Genomic DNA, 22,973 nt, shown 5'->3' with positions numbered 1-22,973 from the left:
CCGATCTCAATTGTTGTGCAGATCGATGATGGCGCTGACGCGTTCAACGGTCGACTTTGCCGCATCATTGCGCGCCTGCTCGATCCGATCCAGATACTGTTCGTTGACATCACCGGTCACGTACTGGCCGTCAAACACCGCGCAGTCGAAGGCATCAATCTTGACCTTGCCCCCACCAACGGCCTCTTTCAGGTCTTCCAGATCCTGATACAGCAGCCAGTCGGCACCGATCAGCTCCGCCACCTCCTCGGTGGTGCGCCCGTGCGCAATCAGTTCATGGGCACTGGGCATGTCGATCCCGTAGACGTTCGGGTAGCGCACCGCCGGTGCCGCCGAGCAGAAGTAGACCTTCTTCGCCCCGGCCTCACGGGCCATTTGAATAATCTGCTTGCAGGTGGTGCCGCGAACAATGGAGTCATCCACCAGCAATACATTCTTGCCACGGAATTCCAGGTCAATCGCGTTGAGCTTCTGGCGTACCGATTTCTTGCGAGCCGCCTGCCCCGGCATGATAAAGGTGCGGCCGATGTAGCGGTTCTTGACGAAGCCTTCGCGGAATTTCACGCCCAACTGGTTCGCCAGCTCGACCGCCGAGGTGCGGCTGGTATCAGGAATCGGAATGACGACATCAATGTCGTGCTCAGGGCGCTCACGCTGGATTTTCTCTGCCAGCTTCTCACCCATCCGCAGGCGCGCCTTATAGACGGATACACCGTCCATGAGCGAGTCAGGCCGGGCCAGATAAACGTGCTCGAAGATACAGGGGGCGTACTGCGGGTTCTCAGCGCACTGACGGGTGAACAGCTGACCGTCTTCGGTGATGTATACCGCTTCACCCGGCGCCAGATCACGAATCAGGGTAAAGCCCAGTACATCCAGTGCCACGCTCTCGGAGGCAATCATGTACTCGACACCCTGGTCAGTGTGGCGCTGGCCGAACACGATCGGGCGGATGCCGTGGGGGTCACGAAAGCCGACGATACCGTACCCGGTAACCATAGCCACGGAGGCGTAGCCACCCACGCAGCGGCGGTGCACCTGACTGACCGCGGCGAACACATCCTCCTCGGTCGGCTGCAGCTTGTTGCGTACTGCCAGCTCATGGGCAAAGACGTTCAGCAGCACCTCGGAGTCAGAGGTGGTGTTGACGTGGCGCAGGTCTGACTCGTAGATCTCGCGCGACAGGCGCTCGACATTGGTCAGGTTACCGTTGTGAGCCAACGTAATGCCGTAGGGCGAGTTGACATAAAACGGCTGCGCTTCAGCCGAGCTGGAGCTACCGGCGGTCGGATAGCGCACATGGCCAATACCCATATTCCCCACCAGACGCTGCATGTGGCGCTGGTGAAAAACGTCCCGCACCAAACCATTGTCCTTGCGCAGAAACAGTCGACCGTGTTCGCAGGTCACAATGCCGGCGGCGTCCTGGCCGCGATGCTGCAGGACGGTCAGAGCATCATAGAGCGCCTGATTGACGTTCGACTTGCCCACTATGCCAACAATGCCACACATGCCTGAGTACCTTCTTGATTGGGAGGCGGCGCATTCCGGGACACCCGGATCAGCGTCCCGCCATTTGCAGAATAAGGTTTTTCGACCAGTCCGCGACCAGTAGAAAATGCGGAATGACAACGGACTCACGCCACCAGGTGTCAGCCTCGACTGGAGCCAGGCTAAGCAATCCGACGGCCACCACGACCAGCAACGCGCCTCGCGCAGCACCAAACACCATGCCGAGGAAGCGATCAGTACCGCTCAATCCGGTCACTATCACCAGCTGGCCGATCAGATAGTTGATCAAGCCGCCCAGCAACAGCGTCATCACAAAAAGAATGGAACAAGCTGCAATGACTCGCAGCGACGGTGTCTCGATGTACGGGGCCAGCAACTCGGCCAGGGCGCCACCAAATAGCCAGGCAACCAGCCCGGCGATAACCCAGGTCAGCAAAGACAAGGCTTCCTTGACGAACCCTCTGGTCAGACTAATCAGGGCGGAAACCACAATGATGGCGACGATTGCCCAGTCAACCCAGGTCAAAGACACGATTAAATACTCTGCTCAACAAAGGCCGACATTCTAGCAGAGCTGTTCGGGCCATCGAAACAGGCAAAAACGCGACAACTCAACCACGCCCACTCGAGGCGTCATAGGCTACCACCAACCCCTTGTTGCCGCGCTTGCGTTCCAGCTCGTCGCGCAAGCGGTTGGCTGCTTCGCGGCTGGCAAGCGGCCCGACATAAACACGGGTAATAGCCTTGCCCTGCACAGTCACGGCATGGGTATAGGCGTTGTAGCCCTGGGTGCGCAGCGTCTGACTCAGCCCCTCGGCGTTGGAAGCGCTGGAAAAGCTGCCCAACTGGATCACCCAGTCGCCGTTGGCCGCCGGCGGCGCGGGTGTGGGTGCCGGGGTCGGCTCAGGGGCAGCGACGACCGCTTCAGGTGCTGGGGCAGGCTCAGCCGCCGGCGCCGGCTCAGGTGCAGTAACCGGCTCTTCGGGGGAGGACTCAAGCGTCTCCGGCATGGCAGCTACCGTCGGCGCGGGCGGCAGTTGAGCCGGCTCGACGAGGGCAATCGGCTCGCGATCAAGCAGGGGCGCCTCCGGCACTTCCACCTCGACCTGCACCGTCTCATCCTGCCCCGACAGTAGCATGGGCAGAAAAACCACGGCAGCGACAATCAGTACCACAGCACCAATGATGCGCTGTTTGAGACGTTCATCCATCCTGCTTACCCCGGCTATTTACGATAGCCAGAGTATGGCGTCGGCGACGCAGAAAAACGACCCGAAAATGACAATTTCGGTATCAGCGGATGTTTCGCTCAACGCCAACGCCAACGCTGCGGCGACCGAAGCCGCCACCTGTCCCTGCTCACCAGAAGCCTCGAGAGCCTGCTGCAGCTCGTGCGCCGAACGACTGCGCGGACTTGGCAAGGGGGCCACATACCAGCGCTCGAACAGGCCGCCCAACGGCGCCAGCACGCCTTGCAGGTCCTTGTCCGCCAACAGACCAAACACCGCAACCCGTGGGCGCGAGCCCTGCTGCCGCAAGGACTCGGCCAGAAAGGCGGCCGCGTGGGGATTATGCCCCACATCCAGCAGCAGGCTACGGCGCTGGCCCTGCCAGTCTATCTCGCACGACTCAAGCCGCCCGGCTGCACTGGCTGCAGCCAGCGCCTCACCCAGAGCCGCATCCGGCAGGTCCAGCCCGGCTGCCCAGAAGGCTTGAACAGCCACCGCCAGATTGTCACGCGGCAAGCGCACCGGCGGCAGCAGCAGCGACCGCGCCGCGCCCAAGCCCCCCTCGCCGTTCAGCGTCCACTGGCCATCAGGTTGCATCTGCACAGCGAAGTCCCGATCGCGCTGAACCAACTGACAGCCAAGTCGCTCAACCGCCTGGAAAAAGGTATCAGGCAGGTCGCGCTCGCCGCTGACCACCGGACGCCCAGAGCGCAAAATACCGGCCTTCTCGGTCGCCACCGAGGCCCGCGTATTGCCCAGATACTCCTGATGATCAATGCCGATGCTGGTCACCACCGCAACATCAGCGTCGACCACATTGACGGCATCCAGACGGCCGCCCAGCCCCACTTCCAGCACCACGGCGTCCAGCTCGGCACGCTTGAACAGCCATAGCGCCGCCAGGGTGCCAAACTCGAAATAGGTCAGGGAGATATCGCCACGCAGGTCATCAATGGCGGCGAACGCCGCGCACAGACTGGCATCATCGGCCAACTGCCCGTCAAGGCGCACACGCTCGTTGTAGCGCACCAGGTGCGGCGAGGTATAGCAGCCGGTACGAAGCCCGCTGCGGCGCAACAGGGATTCCAATGCGGCACAGGTTGAGCCCTTGCCGTTGGTACCGGTGACGGTAAAAACCAGCGGGGCTGGAGTAAGCACGCCCAGTCGCGCTGCGACCAAACGGACCCGCTCCAGCCCCATGTCGATCTCGCTGGGGTGCAACCCTTCCAGCCGAACCAGCCAATCGGCCAGACTGCGCGCACTCATATCAGGCCTCGACCACCTCCGCACTGCCCTCCGGTGCCGGCGCGCCGGTCAGCATGGCCAGGATGCTGGCCAGGCGATCACGCATTTCACTGCGCGAAACAATCATATCCAGCGCACCATGATCCAGCAGGAACTCACTGCGCTGGAAGCCCGGCGGCAGTTTCTCGCGTACGGTCTGCTCGATCACTCGCGGACCGGCAAAACCGATCAGCGCATTGGGCTCAGCCACGTTGAGATCACCCAGCATCGCCAGACTGGCGGACACGCCGCCGTAAACCGGGTCGGTCATGACCGAGATAAAAGGAATACCCTCTTCACGCAGGCGCGCCAGCGCGGCACTTGTCTTGGCCATCTGCATCAGGGAAAACAGCGCTTCCTGCATACGCGCGCCGCCGGAGGCGGAGAAGCAGATGTAGGGGATACGTTCCTGCAGGGCGACCTCTGCGCCGCGTACAAAGCGGGCCCCGACCACGCTGCCCATCGAGCCACCCATGAAGTTGAATTCAAAGGCACTGGCCACAATCGGAGAGCCCTTCAGCGCGCCCTGCATGACAACCAGCGCATCTTTCTCACCGGTTTCTTTCTGGGCGGCAGCCAGACGGTCCTTGTATTTTTTGCTGTCGCGGAACTTCAGGCGATCCACCGGCTCCAGCTCCGCGCCGATCTCGTTGCGCCCCTCGGCGTCCAGGAAGATGTCCAGACGGCGGCGAGCGCCAATACGCAGGTGATGGCTGCACTTGGGGCAGACATCCAGATTTTTCTCCAGCTCCGGCCGATACAGTACCGCGTCACAGGACGGGCATTTGCGCCAGAGCCCTTCGGGTACGCTGCTCTTCTGTGCTTCGGAGCGCACAATGGAGGGAATCAGTTTGTCCACCAACCAGTTGCTCATCGCCTTTCCTTCTCTGTTGTCAGCTCAGTCAACACTGCCAGCAGGCAGTGGACGTTGTTCAGTGGTCCATGGCGCCGCGCATCTCGGCAATGATGGCCGAGATCGCCTTGCGCGCTGCATCCGGATTATCGGCGTTGGCCGCAATCTGATTGACCAGCACAGACCCGACCACAACGCCATCGGCTACCTCACCAACCGCTGCGGCAGTAGCGCCGTCGCGGATACCGAAGCCAACGCCAATCGGCAAGTCGGTGACCGTACGCAGCATGTCCAATTTGTTTGCTACATCGGTGACGTCCAAAGCACTGGACCCGGTCACACCTTTCAGGGAAACATAATAGACATAGCCGCTGGCCTGCTGACAAATTGAGCGCGCGCGCTCGGCCGTGGTGGTCGGCGCCAACAGGAAAATCGTGTCCAGTCCGCGCGCCTTGAACAGCGGCACGACGTCGACAGCCTCTTCCGGCGGCAGATCAACGGTCAGCACACCGTCAACGCCGGCTTCAGCAGCTTCACGGGCAAATTCATCATAGCCCATACGCTCGACCGGGTTCAGATACCCCATCAGCACGACCGGCGTATCGTTGTCACGCTGGCGAAACTCGGCAACCATCTCCAGCACCTGTCGCAGACTCACCTCGTGCGCGAGCGCACGTTCCATAGCGAGCTGGATCACCGGGCCATCAGCCATCGGGTCGGAGAACGGGATACCCAGCTCAATGATATCTGCACCGGCAGCAACCAGGTCATGCATCAGCGGCAGGGTTACCGCCGGGGCAGGATCACCGGCAGTAATGTAAGGGATCAGCGCCTTGCGACCGGCGGCCTGCAGGGCGGAAAAACGGGCTTGAATTCGGCTCATGGATAACTCGACTAGATGCTGATGCCGTCAATGCCGGCGACGGTGTGAATGTCCTTGTCGCCACGACCGGACAGGTTGATCACGACAATCTCCTCAGGACTCATGCTGGCTGCCAGCTTCATGCCGTAGGCCACCGCATGACTGGACTCCAGTGCCGGCATGATGCCCTCGACACGGGTCAGCTCGCGGAACGCGTGCAATGCCTCATCGTCAGTCGCATCGACATAGTCCACCCGGCCAATGTCCTTCAGCCAGCTGTGCTCCGGACCAACGCCCGGATAATCGAGGCCGGCAGAGACCGAGTGAGTCTCAATGATCTGCCCTGCTTCATCCGACATCAGATAGGTGCGATTGCCGTGCAGCACCCCAGGCTGACCAGCGCTCAGCGGCGCAGCATGCTCACCGGTGGCGATACCGTGGCCACCGGCTTCGACCCCGTACATGCGCACGCTTTCATCATTCAGGAACGGATGGAACAAACCAATCGCGTTGGAACCACCGCCGACACAGGCTACCAGCGCGTCTGGCAGGCGACCGGCCTGGGTCAGGCACTGCTCGCGTGCCTCACGGCCAATGACGCACTGAAAGTCGCGCACCAGCTCAGGGTATGGATGTGGGCCTGCGACGGTACCAATGATGTAGAAGGTGTCATCAATGTTGGTAACCCAGTCGCGCATTGCCTCATTCATGGCATCTTTCAGCGTACGGGAGCCGGAGGTGACCGGAATCACTTCGGCACCCAGCAGCTTCATGCGATACACGTTGAGCGCCTGACGCCGAACATCTTCTGCGCCCATGTAAACCTGGCATTTCAGCCCCAGACGTGCAGCCACGGTCGCCGTCGCCACACCGTGCTGACCGGCACCGGTTTCGGCAATCACTCGCGGTTTGCCCATGTGTTTGGCTAGCAGCGCCTGGCCGATAGTGTTGTTCACCTTGTGGGCGCCGGTGTGGTTGAGGTCTTCCCGCTTGAGATAGATCTGCGCACCACCGACCTTTTGCGTTAAGCGTTCAGCCAGATATAGTGGCGAAGGCCGGCCCACATAAAAGGCCAGATCCCGGTCAAATTCCGCCTGAAAGGCAGGGTCATCGGACAAGGTGCGATAAAGACGCTCCAGCTCATCCAGCGCGTCCATCAGGGTTTCAGAAACAAAGCGGCCGCCATACGGACCAAAGTGGCCTCGCGCGTCGGGCACCGCAGAAAAATCGATGGGGTTGGAGTCAGACACGCTTCACCTCTTGAACAAACGCGTTAATTTTTGCCACATCCTTGATGCCCTTGGCCGCCTCGACACCACCGCTGACATCCACGGCCCAGGGCTGCATTTCATCAATTGCCTGGCGCACATTGCTTGCGACCAAGCCACCGGCCAACACGAGATTCCAGTCACGCTCGCGCGGCACCAGACGCCAGTCGAAGACCTCGCCGGTACCGCCGGGCACACCAGGCTTGTAGCTATCAAGCAAAATACCGGCTGCGCCAGGCCATTGCGCAGCTACGTCTTGCAACTGATCAGCGCTGCGAACCCGTACTGCCTTGAGATAGGGACGACCGAACTGACGACAATAGTCGTCGCTCTCCTCACCATGGAACTGCAGCAGATCCAGCGGCACCTCGGCCAAGACCGCGCGCACGGCTGCAGGCTCGGCATCAACAAACAAACCGACCGTCGTTACAAAAGGTGGCAACGCGGCCACGATGCGCGCCGCCTGGCCGGCATCGACTGCGCGCGGACTCGGTGGGTAAAACACCAGGCCGATGGCATCGGCGCCGGCGGCAGCGGCGGCCAGGGCGTCTTGCTCACGGGTAATGCCACATATCTTGATTCGGGTCATCGCCTGAAGGCTTGCCTGTCTGGTTGCAAAGGGAATCGATGTTAGCAGATAGGGGCACCAGCGTCAGTCCAGCACATCCGGCAGCGCAGACAGAAAATGCGGCCCCAGATAGCGGTCCGGCAGATCGAAGTGCGCCGGATAGGTTACATCCACAAGATACAAACCATAGGCTGGCGCCGTCAGGCCACCCTGAGCGCGATCCCGGGCGGCCAACACCTGAGCAGCCCAGCCGACCGGGTGCTCGCCACAGCCAATCTGCATTAGTACACCGGCGATATTGCGCACCATGTGATGCAGGAAGGCATTGGCGCGGATATCCAGCACGATGAACCGACCAAACTCCAGCAGCTCGAGATGATGAACGGTCTTGATGGGCGATTTGGCCTGGCAGCCAACCGCCCGATAGGAGGTAAAGTCGTGAGTCCCCACCAGCACCTTGGCGGCAGCACGCATCCGCTCGATATCCAAGGGTCGGTAATTCCAGGTCACCTCATGGGCAAGGTGGGCCGGTCGAACCGGATCGTTATAAATCACGTAACGATATCGGCGCGCCTGGGCAGAAAAACGCGCATGAAAATCCTGCCCGACGGGCAGTACCCAGCTCAGGGAGATATCCGGCGGCAGATTGGCATTAGCGCCATGAATCCAGTTGCGTGGGGAGCGAACGGCGTCGCTGTCAAAGTGAATGACCTGACAGGACGCATGCACGCCGGCATCGGTGCGCCCAGCGCAGAAAATCTGTACGGGGTGATTGGCAACCCGGCTCAACGCCTTCTCAACCGCTTCCTGTACGCTGGGCACGCCCTTCTGCTGACGCTGCCAGCCACGGTAGGCCGTACCTCGGTACTCCACGCAGGCCGCCACCCTGGAAACAACAGCGGCCGCCTCAGGGGCGGCCGCTGGATTTGTCGCATCATCTACCATCAGTCAGTCAGGCGCTCCATCAGACTGCGCGCTTCCTGCTGCTGCTGCTCACTGCCTTCCTCGACGACTTCGTTAAGGATATCGCGAGCCCCCTCCTGGTCACCCATATCGATGTAGGCACGGGCCAGGTCCAACTTGGTGGCACACTCATCGGTGCCGGACAGGAAGTCGAACTCGTCGTCTTCATCCAAAGTATCGCCCACTGCTTCCTCCGTGGCGCTGTCAATCGGGGTGAGGTCGGCGTCGTCCAGCTCGGGCAGCTCGAAGGAGTCCAAGCTGTCCTGTCCATCAGCAACCGGCAGCTCCAGATCATCAAGCGCATCGGTCGGTGGCAGCTCCGCGTCCAGATCGGACAGGGACGCGTCAGACAAATCCAGCGACTCGGCCGCCGGCTCGCCCGATGCGGCTGGCGAATCCATGGACTCGAACTCGGCAATCAGGCTGTCCGCCTCAAGATCCTCGGTCATGGACAAATCAAAGTCGGCGTCGAGGGTTGCCGCCGGCTCTTCTGGCGGCAGCTCTGTCGCCTGCTCAGGCAGGTCAAGGCTGTCGGTATCCAATTCAAAGTCGGACAGGTCAAATTCGTCTGCTGCCTCTGCGGGTGCCGCCTCGGGCTCACCGGAAGCAGCAACGTCGGGCGACGCCTCTACCGGCTGCTCTAGTGCGGGCTCGTCCAGATCAAAGTCCAGATCGAAGCCGGCCTCTTCAGCGGGGACCGACTCTGCGGGCGACTCAGCCAGGACGTCTTCGAAGGGCACTTCATCCGCCGATTTGTCCGTGGCATCGTCGCCCAGATCAAACTCGCTGAAATCGAAATCCATGTCGTCCTCAGCGACATCAACCGCCGGTGCCGGGGCTTCCAGCTCGTCGTCTTCCTGCGGGACCACCGCCGCAGCGCCGACTGCAGCAGCGGCCATCAGCGGGAAGCGTGCATCAAGCTCGGCGATACGATCGCCCTGGTTGCCCTTGGCTTCGAGTACCGCACGCTGGTCACGATAACCCTCGGCGTTCTCCAACAGACCTTCGACTTCCATCAGCTTCAAGCGCAGATCATTACGCTCAGGCTCGGCGGCAATCGCATCAGCCAGCACCTCACGTGCTTCCTGAGGTTTGCCATAGGCCAGCAACGCATCAGCTTCAACGAGCGGGTCGGCCGCCAGGTTCATGCCATCCTGATCACTGTCATCGCCGCCGGCCAGCGCCACGTTGAAGTCGTCCGATTCGGGTTCCGCCGCATCCGACTTGTCGTCAGCCGCATTGGCGATGAAGTTGTCGGCCATTTCGGCTTCGCGTCGTGCATTACGGCGAGACAGCGACATCAACACCAGCAACAGCAGCAGAATGGCAACCACCCCACCGCCGATCAGCAGCATCTGGTTTTGCATCAAGCCCTGCAGCAGGGAGGCTGGATCCTTGGCAGCGGGCTCTGCCGGAGCAACCGGCTCGGCTACTGGCGCCGGCTCCGATACCTCAGGAGCTTCAGGAGCCTCAGCTTCCGCCGGTTCTGCATCGACGACCGGAGCCTGTTCGCTGACAGGCTCATCCACAGGCGCGCCATCAATGGCGTCGACGTCAGCGGCCAACGCATCAGCACTGGCGGCAGCTCCGGCAGGCTCGCCCGCCTCGGCAGCAGCCTCATCCGCTGACATCGGCTCAGCCTCGACAGCCTGATCTTCGCTATCGGCAATGTCCTGCAAGTCAGCTTGCGGCTCGGCCGTCAGCTCGGTGTTTTCGCCACCGTCAGCGACCTGCTCCTGCAGTGAAGCCAACTGCGCATCTTTCAGCTCAAGCAGGCGTTGCAGGGTTTCTACCTGCCCCTGCACATCGCTGAGGCGATCATTCAACTCGGCTTTCTCTCGCTCCGCCGAGTCCAATTGTTCTTTGGTGCGATCCAGCGCATCACGCAGCTGCGCCGACTCGGCACCATTACCGGCGGCGGAGTCACCACCCCCTTCAGCGGCATCTTCATCGGCACCCGACACCAGTCGCAGAGAGTCTTCGCCGCTGACCGCCTCGGGCGCGGCACCAGCGCTCTCGCGCGCACGCGCGTCCAGTTGCGGTGCACTGGCTTCAGCGCTTGCCGGTGCCCGACCTTCACGCCAGGAACGGTTCTGCGCAGCCACCTCGGCAACCGCCTCGCTGTTACTGCGGCGAGCAGCCTGCTCAGCGGTAGGCAGCGTCAGATTTTGCCCCGCCTTGAGCTGGTTGATATTGCCGTTACTGAACGCGCCAGGGTTGAGATCCTGGATCGCCAGCATCGTCTGGTGGACACTGGCACCCTGCGGCCGGTTGCGCAGCGCCAGCTCCCAGAGCGTGTCAGAGCGGTTGGTCGTCACACGCCCATCACGGTCACGGGCTGGCGCAGGGGCCGTGGTGGTTTGCGCAGTGCCTGCGGAGACTGCAGCTGCCGATGCCCGGCCAGCAGCACTGGGCTGCGCAGGCGCTACACGCGGGGTGGGCAGCGCGCCGCTGCTGGACGGCGGACGGACGGAGCTGCTGCTGACGACCGGCGTGGGCTGATACAGCGGAGGATCAAGCAGCACGGTGAACTCGCGCAGCACCTTACCTGAGGGCCAGCGTACTTCCATGAGGAAGTTCAGGAACGGTTCGCTGACAGGGCGACTGGAGGTGACGCGGATAACCGAACGGCCATCCGGTTTGACGACAGGCTGAAACTTGAGATCGGTGAGAAAGAAGTTACGGTCTATGCCGGCACGACCGAAGTCGTCGGGAGAGGCCAGCGTGGTGCGAATTTCCTCGTTGGACAGGTCTCGCACCTGCAGCAGATCAATCTCTGCTTCGAGCGGCTGGTTCAATGACGACTGCAGATGGATATCGCCGACCCCCAACGCGTGAACCATTCCGGACGACATCACGGCACTTGCTGCGGCAACAGCGATAACCAATTTGCGAACCATAGCGTAAATCCTTTGCTTTTATCGTTTTTCCAGGCTTCGACGTGCCTGTTGCGACAAACCGGCCAATTGTTCTATCTCCCCACCCGGCTTTGCCACGCGCAGTCACGACGGCCAAACGGTTTCAGTTCCTGCAAACCTAACCTGCTTGATACAAAAACTCTAGCAAGTATCGATTACAAATAGTCTTTTATCAACAAGTCAGCAATCATCAGACTGTTAAGTGCGACACCTTTACGCAAATTATCAGACACAATCCACAAATGGATAGTGTTGGGCTGACCCGCATCCTGACGAACACGTCCGACCCACACCTGATCGGAGCCTGTAGCATCGGTCACCGGCGTGGGGTAGCCACCCGCTTCAGCCTTGTCCAACACCTTGATACCCTTTGCCCGGCGCAGCACATTGATCACCTTTTGAGCCTCCAACGGCTCGGCGGTGGTGACCTGCATCATCTGCGCTGTTCCGTAGAACAGCGGCACCATGACACAATTGGCCAGCACCGGCAGGGATGGCAGACCAAGCACCTCACCAATGCCCGCCACCAGATCCCGTTCCTCGCGACTGGCGCCAGCCTCATCCAGATCGCTGACACACGGCTGCAGGTTAAAGGCCGACTGCTTGGCCAGCGCCCCACCCTTCTCGATCGGCTGCCCATTGAGCAGTCGCCCGGTCTCCATGGCCAGACCTTCAACTGCCGCCTTGCCATGGGTCGACATCGACTGATAGGTGGCAATGCTCACGCGCTGCACCGGCGACATGCCATCGAGCACTTTGAGCACCAGCGCACTTTGCAGCACCTGGCTGTCCGGACAGGCAACCACCCGTCGCTGCACGGCATCAGCCAAGGTTGCCGGATTCACTTCGGCGACAATAGTGACGCCCTGGCCGGTCAGCAAACCGGTGGTGTCGATCACCAGCGCACCCGCGTCGCGGATTGCCGCGATATGCTGCAAGGCAACATCGCGATCACCCGCGACAATGGCCAGCTTGACGCTGGCGAAGTCGAAGGTGCTTAGCGCTTCGACACGCACGCTCTGGCCATTAATCATCCGCCGCTCGCCAGCCTCGTCATCGATATCAACGAGCCGCACCTGGCCAAAGGGATAACTGTGCTCTTCCAGCACATTGATCAGCATGTCACCAACCAGGCTGCTCGCCCCAACAATTGCAATATCCGCTACGTTGCTCATCGTCCTGCCCTGCATGTTCATGTTGCACAAATACAAAGGGCACCCCGCCAGCGACGGGGTGCCCTGATTAACCTCGGCCGCGCACGACCTCAGCCTTCCTGCAAGATCCTCAGCATGCGGCGCAGCGGCTCGGCGGCGCCCCACAGCAACTGGTCACCCACAGTAAACGCCGACAGATACTGCGAGCCCATGTTGAGCTTGCGCAGGCGGCCAACAGGCACACTCAGCGTACCGGTAACGGCGGTCGGGGTCAGGCCCGCCAGGGTGTCTTCCTTGGTATTGGGGATCACCTTGGACCAGGGGTTGTGCTCGGCCAGCAGTGCCTCGATATCCGCCAGCGGCACATCTTTGTTCAGCTTGATGGTCAGCGCCTGGCTGTGGCAGCGCATGGCACCGATACGCACGCAGATACCATCGACCGGGATCGGACGACCGCTGCGGCCGATGATCTTGTTGGTCTCAGCCTGCGCCTTCCACTCTTCACGGCTCTGACCGTTAGCCAGCTGCTTGTCGATCCACGGGATCAGGCTGCCGGCCAGCGGTACGCCGAAGTTGTCAACCGGGAAGGCGTCGCCACGCAGGGTCTCGGCAACAGTGCGGTCGATGTCCAGAATGGCACTGGCCGGGTCCGCCAGCTTGTCGGCCACGGAGGCGTTGATCGCGCCCATCTGGCTGATCAGCTCGCGCATGTTCTGGGCACCGGCACCACTGGCTGCCTGATAGGTCATGGCGCTCATCCACTCGACGAGACCTTGCTCAAACAGCCCACCCAGCCCCATCAGCATCAGGCTGACGGTGCAGTTACCGCCCACGTAGGTTTTGACACCATCACGCAACGCCTGATCGATATTACGACGGTTGACCGGGTCCAACACGATGACGGCCTCATCTTCCATGCGCAGCGTGGACGCAGCATCGATCCAGTAACCTTTCCAGCCCTCGGCACGCAGCTTGGGGTACACCTCGCTGGTGTAATCACCGCCCTGACAGGTAATGATGACGTCCATCGGCTTGAGTGCTTCAAGGTCAAAAGCGTCCTTGAGCGCAGGAATGTCCTTACCAATATCCGGACCCTTGCCACCTACGTTGGAGGTGGTAAAAAACACCGGATCGATATCGGCAAAATCATTCTCGTCGCGCATGCGTTGCATCAGCACAGAGCCGACCATGCCACGCCAACCAACCAAACCAACTTGCTTCATAACAACAACCCCCGTGGGGTAACAGATTCAAAGACACATACGCCCGGCCGAGGCCGGGCGTAAATGGATAATCGGACAGATTACAGGTTTTTCAGTGCTGCGACCACGGCATCACCCATTTCCGCAGTGCCCACCTTGCGGCAACCTTCAGACTGGATATCACCGGTGCGAAGGCCCTGGTCCAGCACCTGGCTGACCGCCTGCTCGATGGCATCAGCAGCCGCCACCTGAGCAAAGCTGTAACGCAGCATCATCGAGACCGACAGGATGGTCGCCAGCGGGTTGGCAATGCCTTGACCGGCGATATCCGGCGCACTGCCGTGACACGGCTCGTACATGCCCTTGCTGTTCACATCCAGCGACGCCGAAGGCAGCATGCCGATCGAACCGGTCAGCATGGAGGCCTGGTCGGAGAGAATGTCACCAAACATGTTGTCGGTGACGATCACGTCGAACTGCTTGGGCGCGCGGACCAGCTGCATGGCAGCGTTGTCGACGTACATGTGCGACAGCTCGACGTCCGGGTAATCCTTGGCGACCTCCTCGACCACTTCGCGCCACAGCTGGCTGGAGGCCAACACGTTAGCCTTGTCGACCGAACACAGCTTCTTGTTACGCACCATCGCCATGTCGAAACCGACCTTGGCAATACGGCGCACTTCGCTTTCGCTGTAGGGCAGTGTGTCATAGGCCATGCGCTCGCCGCTTTCCAGCGTGGTGCGCTCGCGCGGCGTGCCGAAGTAGATACCGCCGGTCAGCTCACGGACGATCAGGATGTCCAGACCGGAAACAACTTCCGGCTTGAGCGTGGACGCTTCAGCCAGCTGCGGGTACAGAATCGCCGGGCGCAGATTGCCGAACAGCCCCAGCTCGGAGCGAATCTTCAGCAGCCCACGTTCGGGGCGCAGTGCCGGATCAATGGTGTCCCACTTGGGGCCGCCAACCGCACCCAGCAGCACCGCATCGGCAGCACGGGCGCGCTCCAGGGTTTCGTCGGCCAGGGGCGAGCCGTAGCGGTCGTACGCTGCGCCGCCGAGATCATCAAAGCTCAACTCGTAGCCCAGGCCAAACTTGTCGTTGGCCACATTAAGCACTTTGACCCCCTCAGCCATGATCTCCGGGCCAATGCCGTCACCCGGCAGAATCAGAATCTGTTTGCTCATTGCATTCCTCATAATGTGCTTGCGCACAGAGCACTGCGGCTCTGTGCTGAAATCAACCTGCCTCAGGCCTCGCGAAACAGCCAGGGCTGACGCTGACGATGGCCAGACTCGAAGGCACTGATGGCCTCGGCGTCCTGCAGCGTCAGGCCAATGTCATCCAGACCGTTGAGCAGACAGTGCTTGCGGAAAGCGTCCACCTCAAAGGGGTACTGCTTGCCGTCGGGACGAGTCACAACCTGCGCCTCAAGATCAACCGTCAGCTGATAGCCTTCGGTGGCCTCGCACTGGGCGAACAGCTCGTCGAGGTCCGCATCTGCCAGGATGATCGGCAGCAGACCGTTCTTGAAGCTGTTGTTGTAGAAAATATCGGCAAAGCTCGGTGCAATCACCGTGCGAAAACCATACTCGTCCAATGCCCACGGCGCATGCTCGCGGGAGGAGCCGCAACCAAAATTCTCGCGAGCCAGCAGCACACTTGCGCCCTGGTAGCGCGGAAAATTCAGCACAAAATCTTCATTGATTGGACGGGTCGAGCAATCCTGATTCGGCTGACCGACGTCCAGATAACGCCACTCGTCGAACAGGTTCGGACCGAAACCGGTGCGTTTGATCGACTTGAGAAACTGCTTGGGAATGATCTGATCAGTGTCGACATTGGCACGATCAAGTGGGCAGACCAGACCAGTATGTTGGGTAAAGGCTTTCATCGGGACACTCCTCAGGCCTGCATCAATTCACGGACATCAATAAAGTGGCCGGTGACCGCCGCCGCCGCCGCCATCGCCGGGCTGACCAAGTGGGTGCGACCGCCGTTGCCCTGACGCCCCTCGAAGTTACGGTTGGAGGTGGAGGCGCAATGCTCGCCACTTTCCAGCCGATCCGGGTTCATCGCCAGGCACATGGAGCAACCCGGCTCACGCCATTCAAAGCCGGCTTCGATAAAGATCTGGTCCAACCCTTCCTGTTCGGCCTGCGCCTTGACCAGGCCGGAGCCCGGCACCACCAGCGCCTGCTTGACGGTCGCAGCCACCTTGCGGCCCTTGGCAACCGCGGCCGCAGCGCGCAGGTCTTCGATGCGAGAGTTGGTGCAGGAACCGATAAATACGCGGTCCAGCTTGATATCGGTGATCGGCTGATTGGCAGTCAGCCCCATGTACTTGAGCGCGCGGGTGATCGAGCCACGTTTGACGGCGTCGACCTCCGCGTCTGGATCCGGCACGTTCTGATCAACCGCCAGCACCATCTCTGGAGACGTACCCCAACTGACCTGCGGCTTGATGTCTTCGGCGCGCAACTCGATGACGGTGTCAAAGTGCGCACCGGCGTCAGATACCAGGTCTTTCCAGGCTGCAACGGCGCGATCCCAATCGGCCCCCTGCGGCGCAAACGGGCGACCCTTGACGTAGTCGATAGTTTTCTCGTCGACCGCCACCATGCCGACGCGGGCGCCTGCCTCGATGGCCATGTTGCACAGGGTCATGCGGCCCTCAACCGACAATTCGCGAATCGCGCTGCCGGCAAACTCCATCGCGTGACCGTTACCGCCAGCGGTGCCGATCTTGCCGATCACGGCCAGCACAATGTCCTTGGCCGTGACGCCGAAGGGCAACTGCCCTTCAACACGCACCTGCATGTTTTTCATTTTCTTGGCGACCAGGCACTGGGTAGCCAGTACGTGCTCGACCTCGGAGGTACCGATACCGTGTGCGAGCGCGCCGAAGGCGCCATGGGTTGAGGTGTGCGAGTCACCGCAGACCACCGTCATGCCAGGCAGCGTCGCGCCCTGCTCCGGGCCGACAACGTGCACGATGCCCTGACGCACGTCGTTCATCTTGAACTCGAGGATGCCGAAAGCGTCGCAGTTCTCATCCAGCGTTCTGACCTGAATACGCGAGACTTCGTCGGCGATGGCGTCCAGCCCGCCTTGGCGCTCGGCCTTGGTGGTCGGCACGTTGTGATCGGGCGTCGCAATATTGGCGTCGATGCGCCACGGCTTGCGGCCAGCCAGTCGCAGCCCTTCAAACGCCTGTGGCGAGGTCACCTCATGGAGGATGTGACGATCGATATAGATCAACGCAGAACCGTCATCCCGTTCCTTGACGAGATGGTTGTCCCACAATTTGTCGTACAGCGTTTTTGCAGACATGGGTTACTCCTGGCATCAGACTCTGGCCACCGTCCCCTGTGGATACAGGCCCTGCGGCGGCTCTTCTACAGACAACAGAATAAATTCCGCCCAAAGATAAAACAAAGGAATATTATTTATTAAACAGATAACCAAGTGGAATGCGATATGGACACAGCAAACCTGCAGGCCTTTCTTGCCGTTGCCGACACTGGCTCATTTTCGCGGGCAGCCGAACAGCTCCACCTGACCCAACCGGCGGTCAGCAAGCGCATTGCCATGCTGGAGCAACAGCTCGATGCCCGGTTGTTCGACCGCATTGGCCGCCACGTTTCGTTGACCGAGGCAGGCCTTGCCCTGCGACCAAGAGCCGAGCAGGTGCTCAGCCTGATGAATGATACGCGCCGCGCCCTGAGCAATCTATCCAGCGAAGTCTCCGGTCGTCTGAGCATCGCCACCAGCCACCACATCGGTTTGCATCGCCTGCCTCCAGTGCTGCGCGAGTTCACCCGCCGCCACCCGCAGGTGTCCTTCGATATCCAGTTTCTGGATTCGGAAGTCGCCTACGACAAGGTGCTGCATGGCGAGATTGAACTCGCCGTCATCACCCTTGCGCCGGAGGTTGCGCCGCCGGTAATGAGCGAGTTGATCTGGCATGACCCACTGGATTTTGTCATCGCGCCAGAGCACCCGCTTGCCCGGCAGCGTAATCTGGAACTGGCCCAGCTGGCGGCCTACCCGGCGGTATTTCCGGGCGCCAACACCTTTACTCACAAGGTGGTCAGCGATCTGTTCGAGCACTATCACGTCCAGCCACAGATCAGCATGAGCACCAACTATATGGAGACCATCAAGATGATGGTCTCCATCGGCCTGGCCTGGAGCGTGCTGCCACGCAGCATGCTCGACAGCCAGGTCAGTGTGCTGCAGCTTCCGGGGGTGCACCTGCAGCGCGAGCTGGGCTGCATCTGGCACAGCGGACGCACCCAGTCCAACGCTGCCCGCGAACTGATTACCCTGCTCCGCGCCGCCCGTACCGACGGCGAGGCAGACCGCTCGGCTACCCGACCAATGGTGTAGGCACAATGGCTTGTTGGCCGGCGCGGCAAGAGCTAAGGTCAAGGTAGACGGAAACTGCGGGCAAGACGCCCAACCTCCCTGCTCGGCAGCGGGCCAATCATCGCTTTGCGCCGGGCTGGTTGGTCCCAGAATGGATCAGACATCAATGCCAGGCACAACCGGAGTCGCGCCGCCGACCCCCTCCACCGTAAACGACGCCTCCTTTTTGCTGTTATTCAACGGCATGCCTGGGCCTGCACTGCTTATTGACGGCCAGACCCAACTCATCATCGACGTCAACCCGGCGTTCATTCAGGCCACGCAGTACGAGCGCCACCAACTGCTCGGGCAACCCGCCGGCGACTTCCCGTTGTGGGGCCACCCACGGCGCTGGCACGCCATGATGCGCAGTCAGACGCGCCAAGGCTCGCTGCGGTACCAGCCCATCGAGTTGCTGCGCCGTGATGGCGGCCTACTCAGCTATCAGGTGAGCATCGTTAAGCTCAACCAGCAACTGCTGCTCTGCCTGCAGCCGCGCGCAAGCAACAACGCCAGCGACCAAGCCCTCAAAGACAGCCGCAGCCGCTTGAGAATGGCGCTGGAGGCCGGACAGATGGGCATCTGGGATTGGCAGATAGCGACCGACGCCCTGCATTGCTCTGCCCGCAGCGCAGAGCTGCACGGGTTCCAGGCAGCCGACTGGGATGGCTGTGCCAGCCACTTCTTGCAACACGTCGTCGCTAAAGACAGGCAGGCCATTCGCCGCGCCTTCATCGCTATCTGTCGGGGGCGCGAACCCCGCTATCGCCTGACTTATCGCGTCGTTGTCAACAAACGTCAGCGGTGGCTGCAGGCCACGGCCACGTTGCATCTCAATCAGCAGGGCCAGCCGGCCCGCATGATTGGCACGCTGGTCGACATCACCGACCAACGTCGCAATCAGAACGCCCTGGTTGAAAGTGAAGCCAAGTTCGCCATCCTGTTTCAGAACGCCCCTGACCCCTACTGCCTGGTGCACAATCAGCGCGTCATTGAGGTCAACCAGAGTTTTGCCCGCACCTTTGGTTACAGCGCTATCGATCTGATTGGCCGACAACCCGAAGAGATCGGCCTGTGGAGCTCACACAGCGCACACCGCAGTCTGCAGCAGGCCGCCCGAGGCGAGCGCGAGCTGCACGGCTTTACCGAGACCTTCTCCACCAGCAACGGTCATCTGCTGCTATGCGAGGTGGGCAGCACACGCATTCGCATCAACCACCAACAGTGCGTACTGTTCAGCTTCCGCGATATCACCGCACGCACCCAGGCCGAGTCGGCCTTACGCGCCTCGGAAGACAAGTTTGCCCGCGCATTCAAGGGCAGCCCTGACTCAATCAGCATCAGCGAGCTGAAAACCGGCCGCCAGCTCGAAGTCAACGACGGCTTCTGCCGCCTGACCGGCTACAGCCCAGAAGAAGCCATCGGCCGCACCGTCAATGAACTCGGCATCTGGATAGACGCAAACGAGCGCGACGACCTGATCCGCACAATGGACGAAAAGGGCGGGGTCTACGGACGCGAAATGCGTATTCGCACGCGCCACGGCAAGGAGATTCTGGTCTCTGTTTCGGCCCAGCCACTCACCCTGGATGGCCTCGACTGCATGTTGCTGACCGCCCGCGACATCACCGAACAGAAACGCATCGAGGCCCGCGTCAAGCATCTTGCCTACCACGACGCGCTGACCAACCTGCCCAATCGCCTGCTCCTTAGCGACCGCCTCAGTCAACTCAACGCCCTGCACCAGCGCCACGACCTGAGAGGCGCCCTGCTGTTCTTTGACCTTGACCATTTCAAGCACATTAACGATTCGCTGGGGCATTCCTGTGGCGATGCGGTGCTGCAGGAAGTAACCCGTCGCCTGCTCTGCCGCGTGCGAGCCGAAGACACCGTTGCACGCCTTGGCGGTGATGAGTTTGTTGTGTTGCTCAGCGGTTTTACCAGCACAGGCCCGGCCCTGGCGCAGGAGGTAGAACGCGCCGCCCGTGAGCTGCTCGACGCCATCTCTGCGCCGATGCAGATTGAAGGCCACGCTCTGCAACTCAGCACCAGCATCGGCATTGCGCTGATACCGGATCACGGCGACAGTGCCGAGGACTTGCTAAAACGCGCCGATATCGCCCTGTACCGCGTCAAGGAGCGCGGACGTGACGGCATCGCCTTTTTTGAACAATCGATGCAGGTGGCGGCCAGCGAACGCCTGGCCATCGAATCCGAGCTGCGCAGGGCCATCAGCAAAGGCCAGTTCTGTCTGCACTACCAGCCACAGTTCGACTATCGCAGCCAACGCGTCGAGGGCGCCGAGTCGCTGCTGCGCTGGCAACATCCGGAGCGCGGTCTGATAGGCCCCGGCGCCTTTATTGACGTCCTGGAGCAAAGCAGCCTGATTCTCGAGGCGGGCCGCCAGATCCTGCACCAGGCCTGCGCCTACATCGCCGAACTGCTTGGGGCTGGTTTGATCACCCCACACTTCCGCCTGAGCGTCAACATCAGCCCGCGCCAGTTCCGCCACGCCAGTTTTGTCGACGACGTACTGGGGGCCATCGCCCTGCACGAGATCCCGACCAGCTGCCTGAGCCTGGAGATTACCGAGGGCATCGTGATCGAGAACATCAACGACACCATCGACAAGATGAACCTGCTTCGCAGCCACGGCGTGCACTTTGCCATCGATGACTTTGGCACCGGCTACTCGTCTCTGAGCTACCTGAAGCAGTTGCCGGTTGACCTGCTGAAAATTGATCAATCCTTTGTTCGCGACTGCCCGCACAACCCCAACGACGCCGAGATTATCCGAGCAATCATCGCGATCGCCACCAGCTTGCACCTGGGCCTGATCGCCGAGGGCGTGGAAACTCAGGAACAGCTCACATTCCTGCACCAGCAAGGCTGCGAGCAGTTTCAGGGCTACCTGTTCGGCAGACCGATGGACGCCAGCCACCTACGCAGCCTGCTGCAAAATCCGCCGGACTACGCCGTCACCTGAACCGCCAACTCGATCACAAAGCGACGGAATCAGCGGCCTCCAAAGGAACGGCTGCCAACCTTTGCTGTCACATCGGCATGGAGCGCAACACCGTGTTGCGACCTCAGATCATAGGCAGGAAAGGAGTACTCATCATGAACAAGTCTATGTTGACAGGCGTCCTGATCGGCGCGGCGGTAGCCACAGCTGGCGGCGCCATTGCCGGTTACACCGCCTTTGTGGACACCACCCCTACCGAGGCTGAAGTTCTTGATGTAGCCGAAATCACGGAAACGCAACGGACCCCACGGGAAGTCTGCAATGACGTCGCCGTCACCCGGCAAAAACCTGTGCAGGATCAGAACCGCATCCTTGGCACAATTGCCGGCGCGGTCGTCGGCGGCGCCCTGGGCAACCAGGTAGGCGGCGGCAGCGGCAAGAAGATCGCCACCGTCGCAGGTGCTGCCGCTGGCGGTTATGCCGGCAACCGCGTACAGGAAAACATGCAGAACAACAGCACCTACACCACCACCGAGCGTCGTTGTGAGACAGTCTACGACAGTCACGACGAGGTAGTCGGTTACAACGTGAAATACCGCATCGGCGATGAAACCGGTACCGTTCGCATGGACGAGAAACCCGGCAGCAGTATTCCGCTGAAAGATGGCCAGCTGGTGCTCAGCAGCAACTGATTTCTCGCCCCTTCAGGCTCAAGGCCGCCATGCGTAAGCATCGCGGCCTTGCACGTTCGGGAGGTGCTTACGCCGCCACGCGCCCCAGCCATTCACACCGCGCGAGCACTGCGCAACCTCACTCCAGCCCCTCGGTGCTCTCACGGCACAACTCCAGCCACCGTTCCACACCCGCGCTGCGGAACTTCTGCCTGTGCAGCGCAAAGTAGAATCGGCGGTGAAAATCCCGATGCGGGACAGGCAGCGGCACCAGGCGCCCGCGATTGAACGCATCAACCAGAGTGATCTCCGACAGACAGCCCAGCCCCAGCCCCGCCTCCACTGCACGCTTGATGGCCTCGGTGTGCTGCAGCTCCAGCTTGACATCCAGATTGGCCAGCAGCCCATGCATCGCCCAGTCGAAATGCTGACGGGTGCCTGAACCGGGCTCCCGAACGATCCAGGCGGCATTCAGCAAATCTTCATCCGATAGCCAGGGCTTGCCTGCCAGTGGATGATCTGGCGCGCAGAACACCACCAGCTCGTCATCGCGCCAATGCACCATCTCCAGGTCGGGATGCCGGCTCTCGCCCTCGATCAGCCCCAGGTCGAGTTCAAAGTTGGCCACCTTGCGCACGATGGTCTCGGTGTTGGCCACCTCCAGCTCTACCCGCGCCCCCTCCTGCTCGCTCATGTAACGCGCCATGATCTCGACCGCCAGGTAGTTGCCAATACTCAGGGTGGCGCCAACACGCAGGTGCCCGGTGCCCTGATGGCGGGCCAACGCCTCCTCCAGACTGCTTGCCTGCTCCAGCAGGGCTTGCGCGCGCGGACGAATGCTGTCGCCCAAGGCATTGAGCTGCAAACGCTTGCCAACCCGATCAAACAGCTGAACGTCAAACTGGCTTTCCAGGTCCTTCAGCGCGCTACTGGCCGCAGACTGCGACATCGAGAGACTGGCAGCGGCACGGGTCAGATTTTCGTAATGCGCCGTAGCCAGAAAAACCTCAAGCTGGCGCAGGGTATATTTCATTATCGATTTTACCGAATAGTTATATAAGAATAATTCTCTTTAACACCAAGACTAACCGCGCGTAGACTCCCCGGCCAAGAGATG

Annotated in this window: 19 protein-coding genes; 3 read left to right on the top strand and 16 right to left on the bottom strand. The window is 61.0% G+C overall.

Features of this window, described 5'->3' with window-relative positions; translation table 11 throughout:
• Positions 1 to 6: 6 nt before the first annotated feature.
• The 15 genes from purF to leuC all read right to left on the bottom strand — a co-directional run bounded on the left by purF (position 7) and on the right by leuC (position 17,143).
• Positions 7 to 1,512, bottom strand: a complete 1,506-nt coding sequence (purF, locus tag CNQ84_RS10025) for an amidophosphoribosyltransferase (RefSeq protein ID WP_096004728.1) — start codon at positions 1,510 to 1,512, stop codon at positions 7 to 9.
• Between the two features lie 49 nt (positions 1,513 to 1,561).
• Positions 1,562 to 2,044: a CvpA family protein gene (locus CNQ84_RS10020; RefSeq protein ID WP_096004727.1), complete on the bottom strand. Its 483-nt coding sequence runs from the start codon at positions 2,042 to 2,044 to the stop codon at positions 1,562 to 1,564.
• A 79-nt stretch (positions 2,045 to 2,123) separates the two neighbouring features.
• Positions 2,124 to 2,723 (bottom strand): SPOR domain-containing protein, encoded by a 600-nt coding sequence (locus tag CNQ84_RS10015; RefSeq protein WP_096004726.1) that lies wholly within the window; start codon positions 2,721 to 2,723, stop codon positions 2,124 to 2,126.
• A gap of 18 nt (positions 2,724 to 2,741) precedes the next feature.
• Positions 2,742 to 4,007: a bifunctional tetrahydrofolate synthase/dihydrofolate synthase gene (gene folC, locus CNQ84_RS10010; protein WP_096004725.1), complete on the bottom strand. Its 1,266-nt coding sequence runs from the start codon at positions 4,005 to 4,007 to the stop codon at positions 2,742 to 2,744.
• 1 nt (position 4,008) lies between these two features.
• Positions 4,009 to 4,899, bottom strand: coding sequence for an acetyl-CoA carboxylase, carboxyltransferase subunit beta (gene accD / locus CNQ84_RS10005; RefSeq protein ID WP_096004724.1), 891 nt, complete (start codon positions 4,897 to 4,899; stop codon positions 4,009 to 4,011).
• Positions 4,900 to 4,957: 58 nt separating this feature from the next.
• Positions 4,958 to 5,761 (bottom strand): tryptophan synthase subunit alpha, encoded by an 804-nt coding sequence (gene trpA / locus CNQ84_RS10000; protein ID WP_096004723.1) that lies wholly within the window; start codon positions 5,759 to 5,761, stop codon positions 4,958 to 4,960.
• 11 nt (positions 5,762 to 5,772) lie between these two features.
• Complete coding sequence (trpB, locus tag CNQ84_RS09995) at positions 5,773 to 6,990, bottom strand: tryptophan synthase subunit beta (protein ID WP_096004722.1); 1,218 nt, start codon at positions 6,988 to 6,990, stop codon at positions 5,773 to 5,775.
• Positions 6,983 to 7,633: a phosphoribosylanthranilate isomerase gene (locus CNQ84_RS09990; RefSeq protein WP_268877909.1), complete on the bottom strand. Its 651-nt coding sequence runs from the start codon at positions 7,631 to 7,633 to the stop codon at positions 6,983 to 6,985. The genes trpB and CNQ84_RS09990 overlap by 8 nt, the downstream gene beginning before the upstream one ends.
• A gap of 27 nt (positions 7,634 to 7,660) precedes the next feature.
• The gene (truA, locus tag CNQ84_RS09985; RefSeq protein WP_096004720.1) at positions 7,661 to 8,521 is read right to left on the bottom strand and encodes a tRNA pseudouridine(38-40) synthase TruA; all 861 of its coding nucleotides are present in this window, start codon (positions 8,519 to 8,521) and stop codon (positions 7,661 to 7,663) included.
• The gene (locus tag CNQ84_RS09980; RefSeq protein WP_096004719.1) at positions 8,521 to 11,439 is read right to left on the bottom strand and encodes a motility hub landmark protein FimV; all 2,919 of its coding nucleotides are present in this window, start codon (positions 11,437 to 11,439) and stop codon (positions 8,521 to 8,523) included. Before CNQ84_RS09980 ends, truA begins: the two co-directional genes overlap by 1 nt.
• Positions 11,440 to 11,612: 173 nt before the next feature.
• Positions 11,613 to 12,632: an aspartate-semialdehyde dehydrogenase gene (locus tag CNQ84_RS09975; protein ID WP_165771265.1), complete on the bottom strand. Its 1,020-nt coding sequence runs from the start codon at positions 12,630 to 12,632 to the stop codon at positions 11,613 to 11,615.
• Positions 12,633 to 12,721: 89 nt separating this feature from the next.
• The gene (asd, locus tag CNQ84_RS09970; RefSeq protein WP_096004717.1) at positions 12,722 to 13,834 is read right to left on the bottom strand and encodes an aspartate-semialdehyde dehydrogenase; all 1,113 of its coding nucleotides are present in this window, start codon (positions 13,832 to 13,834) and stop codon (positions 12,722 to 12,724) included.
• An 80-nt stretch (positions 13,835 to 13,914) separates the two neighbouring features.
• Positions 13,915 to 14,997 (bottom strand): 3-isopropylmalate dehydrogenase, encoded by a 1,083-nt coding sequence (gene leuB / locus CNQ84_RS09965; RefSeq protein ID WP_096004716.1) that lies wholly within the window; start codon positions 14,995 to 14,997, stop codon positions 13,915 to 13,917.
• Between the two features lie 62 nt (positions 14,998 to 15,059).
• Entirely contained in the window at positions 15,060 to 15,704 is a 645-nt protein-coding gene (gene leuD / locus CNQ84_RS09960) for a 3-isopropylmalate dehydratase small subunit (protein ID WP_096004715.1), read from the bottom strand.
• An 11-nt stretch (positions 15,705 to 15,715) separates the two neighbouring features.
• Positions 15,716 to 17,143 (bottom strand): 3-isopropylmalate dehydratase large subunit, encoded by a 1,428-nt coding sequence (gene leuC / locus CNQ84_RS09955; protein ID WP_096004714.1) that lies wholly within the window; start codon positions 17,141 to 17,143, stop codon positions 15,716 to 15,718.
• 147 nt (positions 17,144 to 17,290) lie between these two features.
• On the opposite strand from leuC, the gene CNQ84_RS09950 reads away from it, so the two are divergent.
• The 3 genes from CNQ84_RS09950 to CNQ84_RS09940 all read left to right on the top strand — a co-directional run bounded on the left by CNQ84_RS09950 (position 17,291) and on the right by CNQ84_RS09940 (position 21,877).
• Positions 17,291 to 18,202: a LysR family transcriptional regulator gene (locus tag CNQ84_RS09950; protein ID WP_096004713.1), complete on the top strand. Its 912-nt coding sequence runs from the start codon at positions 17,291 to 17,293 to the stop codon at positions 18,200 to 18,202.
• A gap of 145 nt (positions 18,203 to 18,347) precedes the next feature.
• A complete protein-coding gene (locus tag CNQ84_RS09945; RefSeq protein WP_165771264.1) occupies positions 18,348 to 21,206 on the top strand; it encodes a bifunctional diguanylate cyclase/phosphodiesterase in 2,859 nt (952 codons plus the stop codon).
• 134 nt (positions 21,207 to 21,340) lie between these two features.
• Positions 21,341 to 21,877, top strand: coding sequence for a glycine zipper 2TM domain-containing protein (locus CNQ84_RS09940; protein WP_083728181.1), 537 nt, complete (start codon positions 21,341 to 21,343; stop codon positions 21,875 to 21,877).
• A 118-nt stretch (positions 21,878 to 21,995) separates the two neighbouring features.
• On the opposite strand, the gene CNQ84_RS09935 is transcribed toward CNQ84_RS09940, so the two are convergent.
• Positions 21,996 to 22,889, bottom strand: a complete 894-nt coding sequence (locus CNQ84_RS09935; protein ID WP_096004711.1) for a LysR family transcriptional regulator — start codon at positions 22,887 to 22,889, stop codon at positions 21,996 to 21,998.
• Between the last annotated feature and the right edge of the window lie 84 nt (positions 22,890 to 22,973).

Source organism: Pseudomonas abyssi, from assembly GCF_002307495.1.
GTDB classification, from domain to species: Bacteria; Pseudomonadota; Gammaproteobacteria; order Pseudomonadales; family Pseudomonadaceae; genus Halopseudomonas; species Halopseudomonas abyssi.
This window is presented reverse-complemented; position numbering and strand designations above follow the sequence as displayed.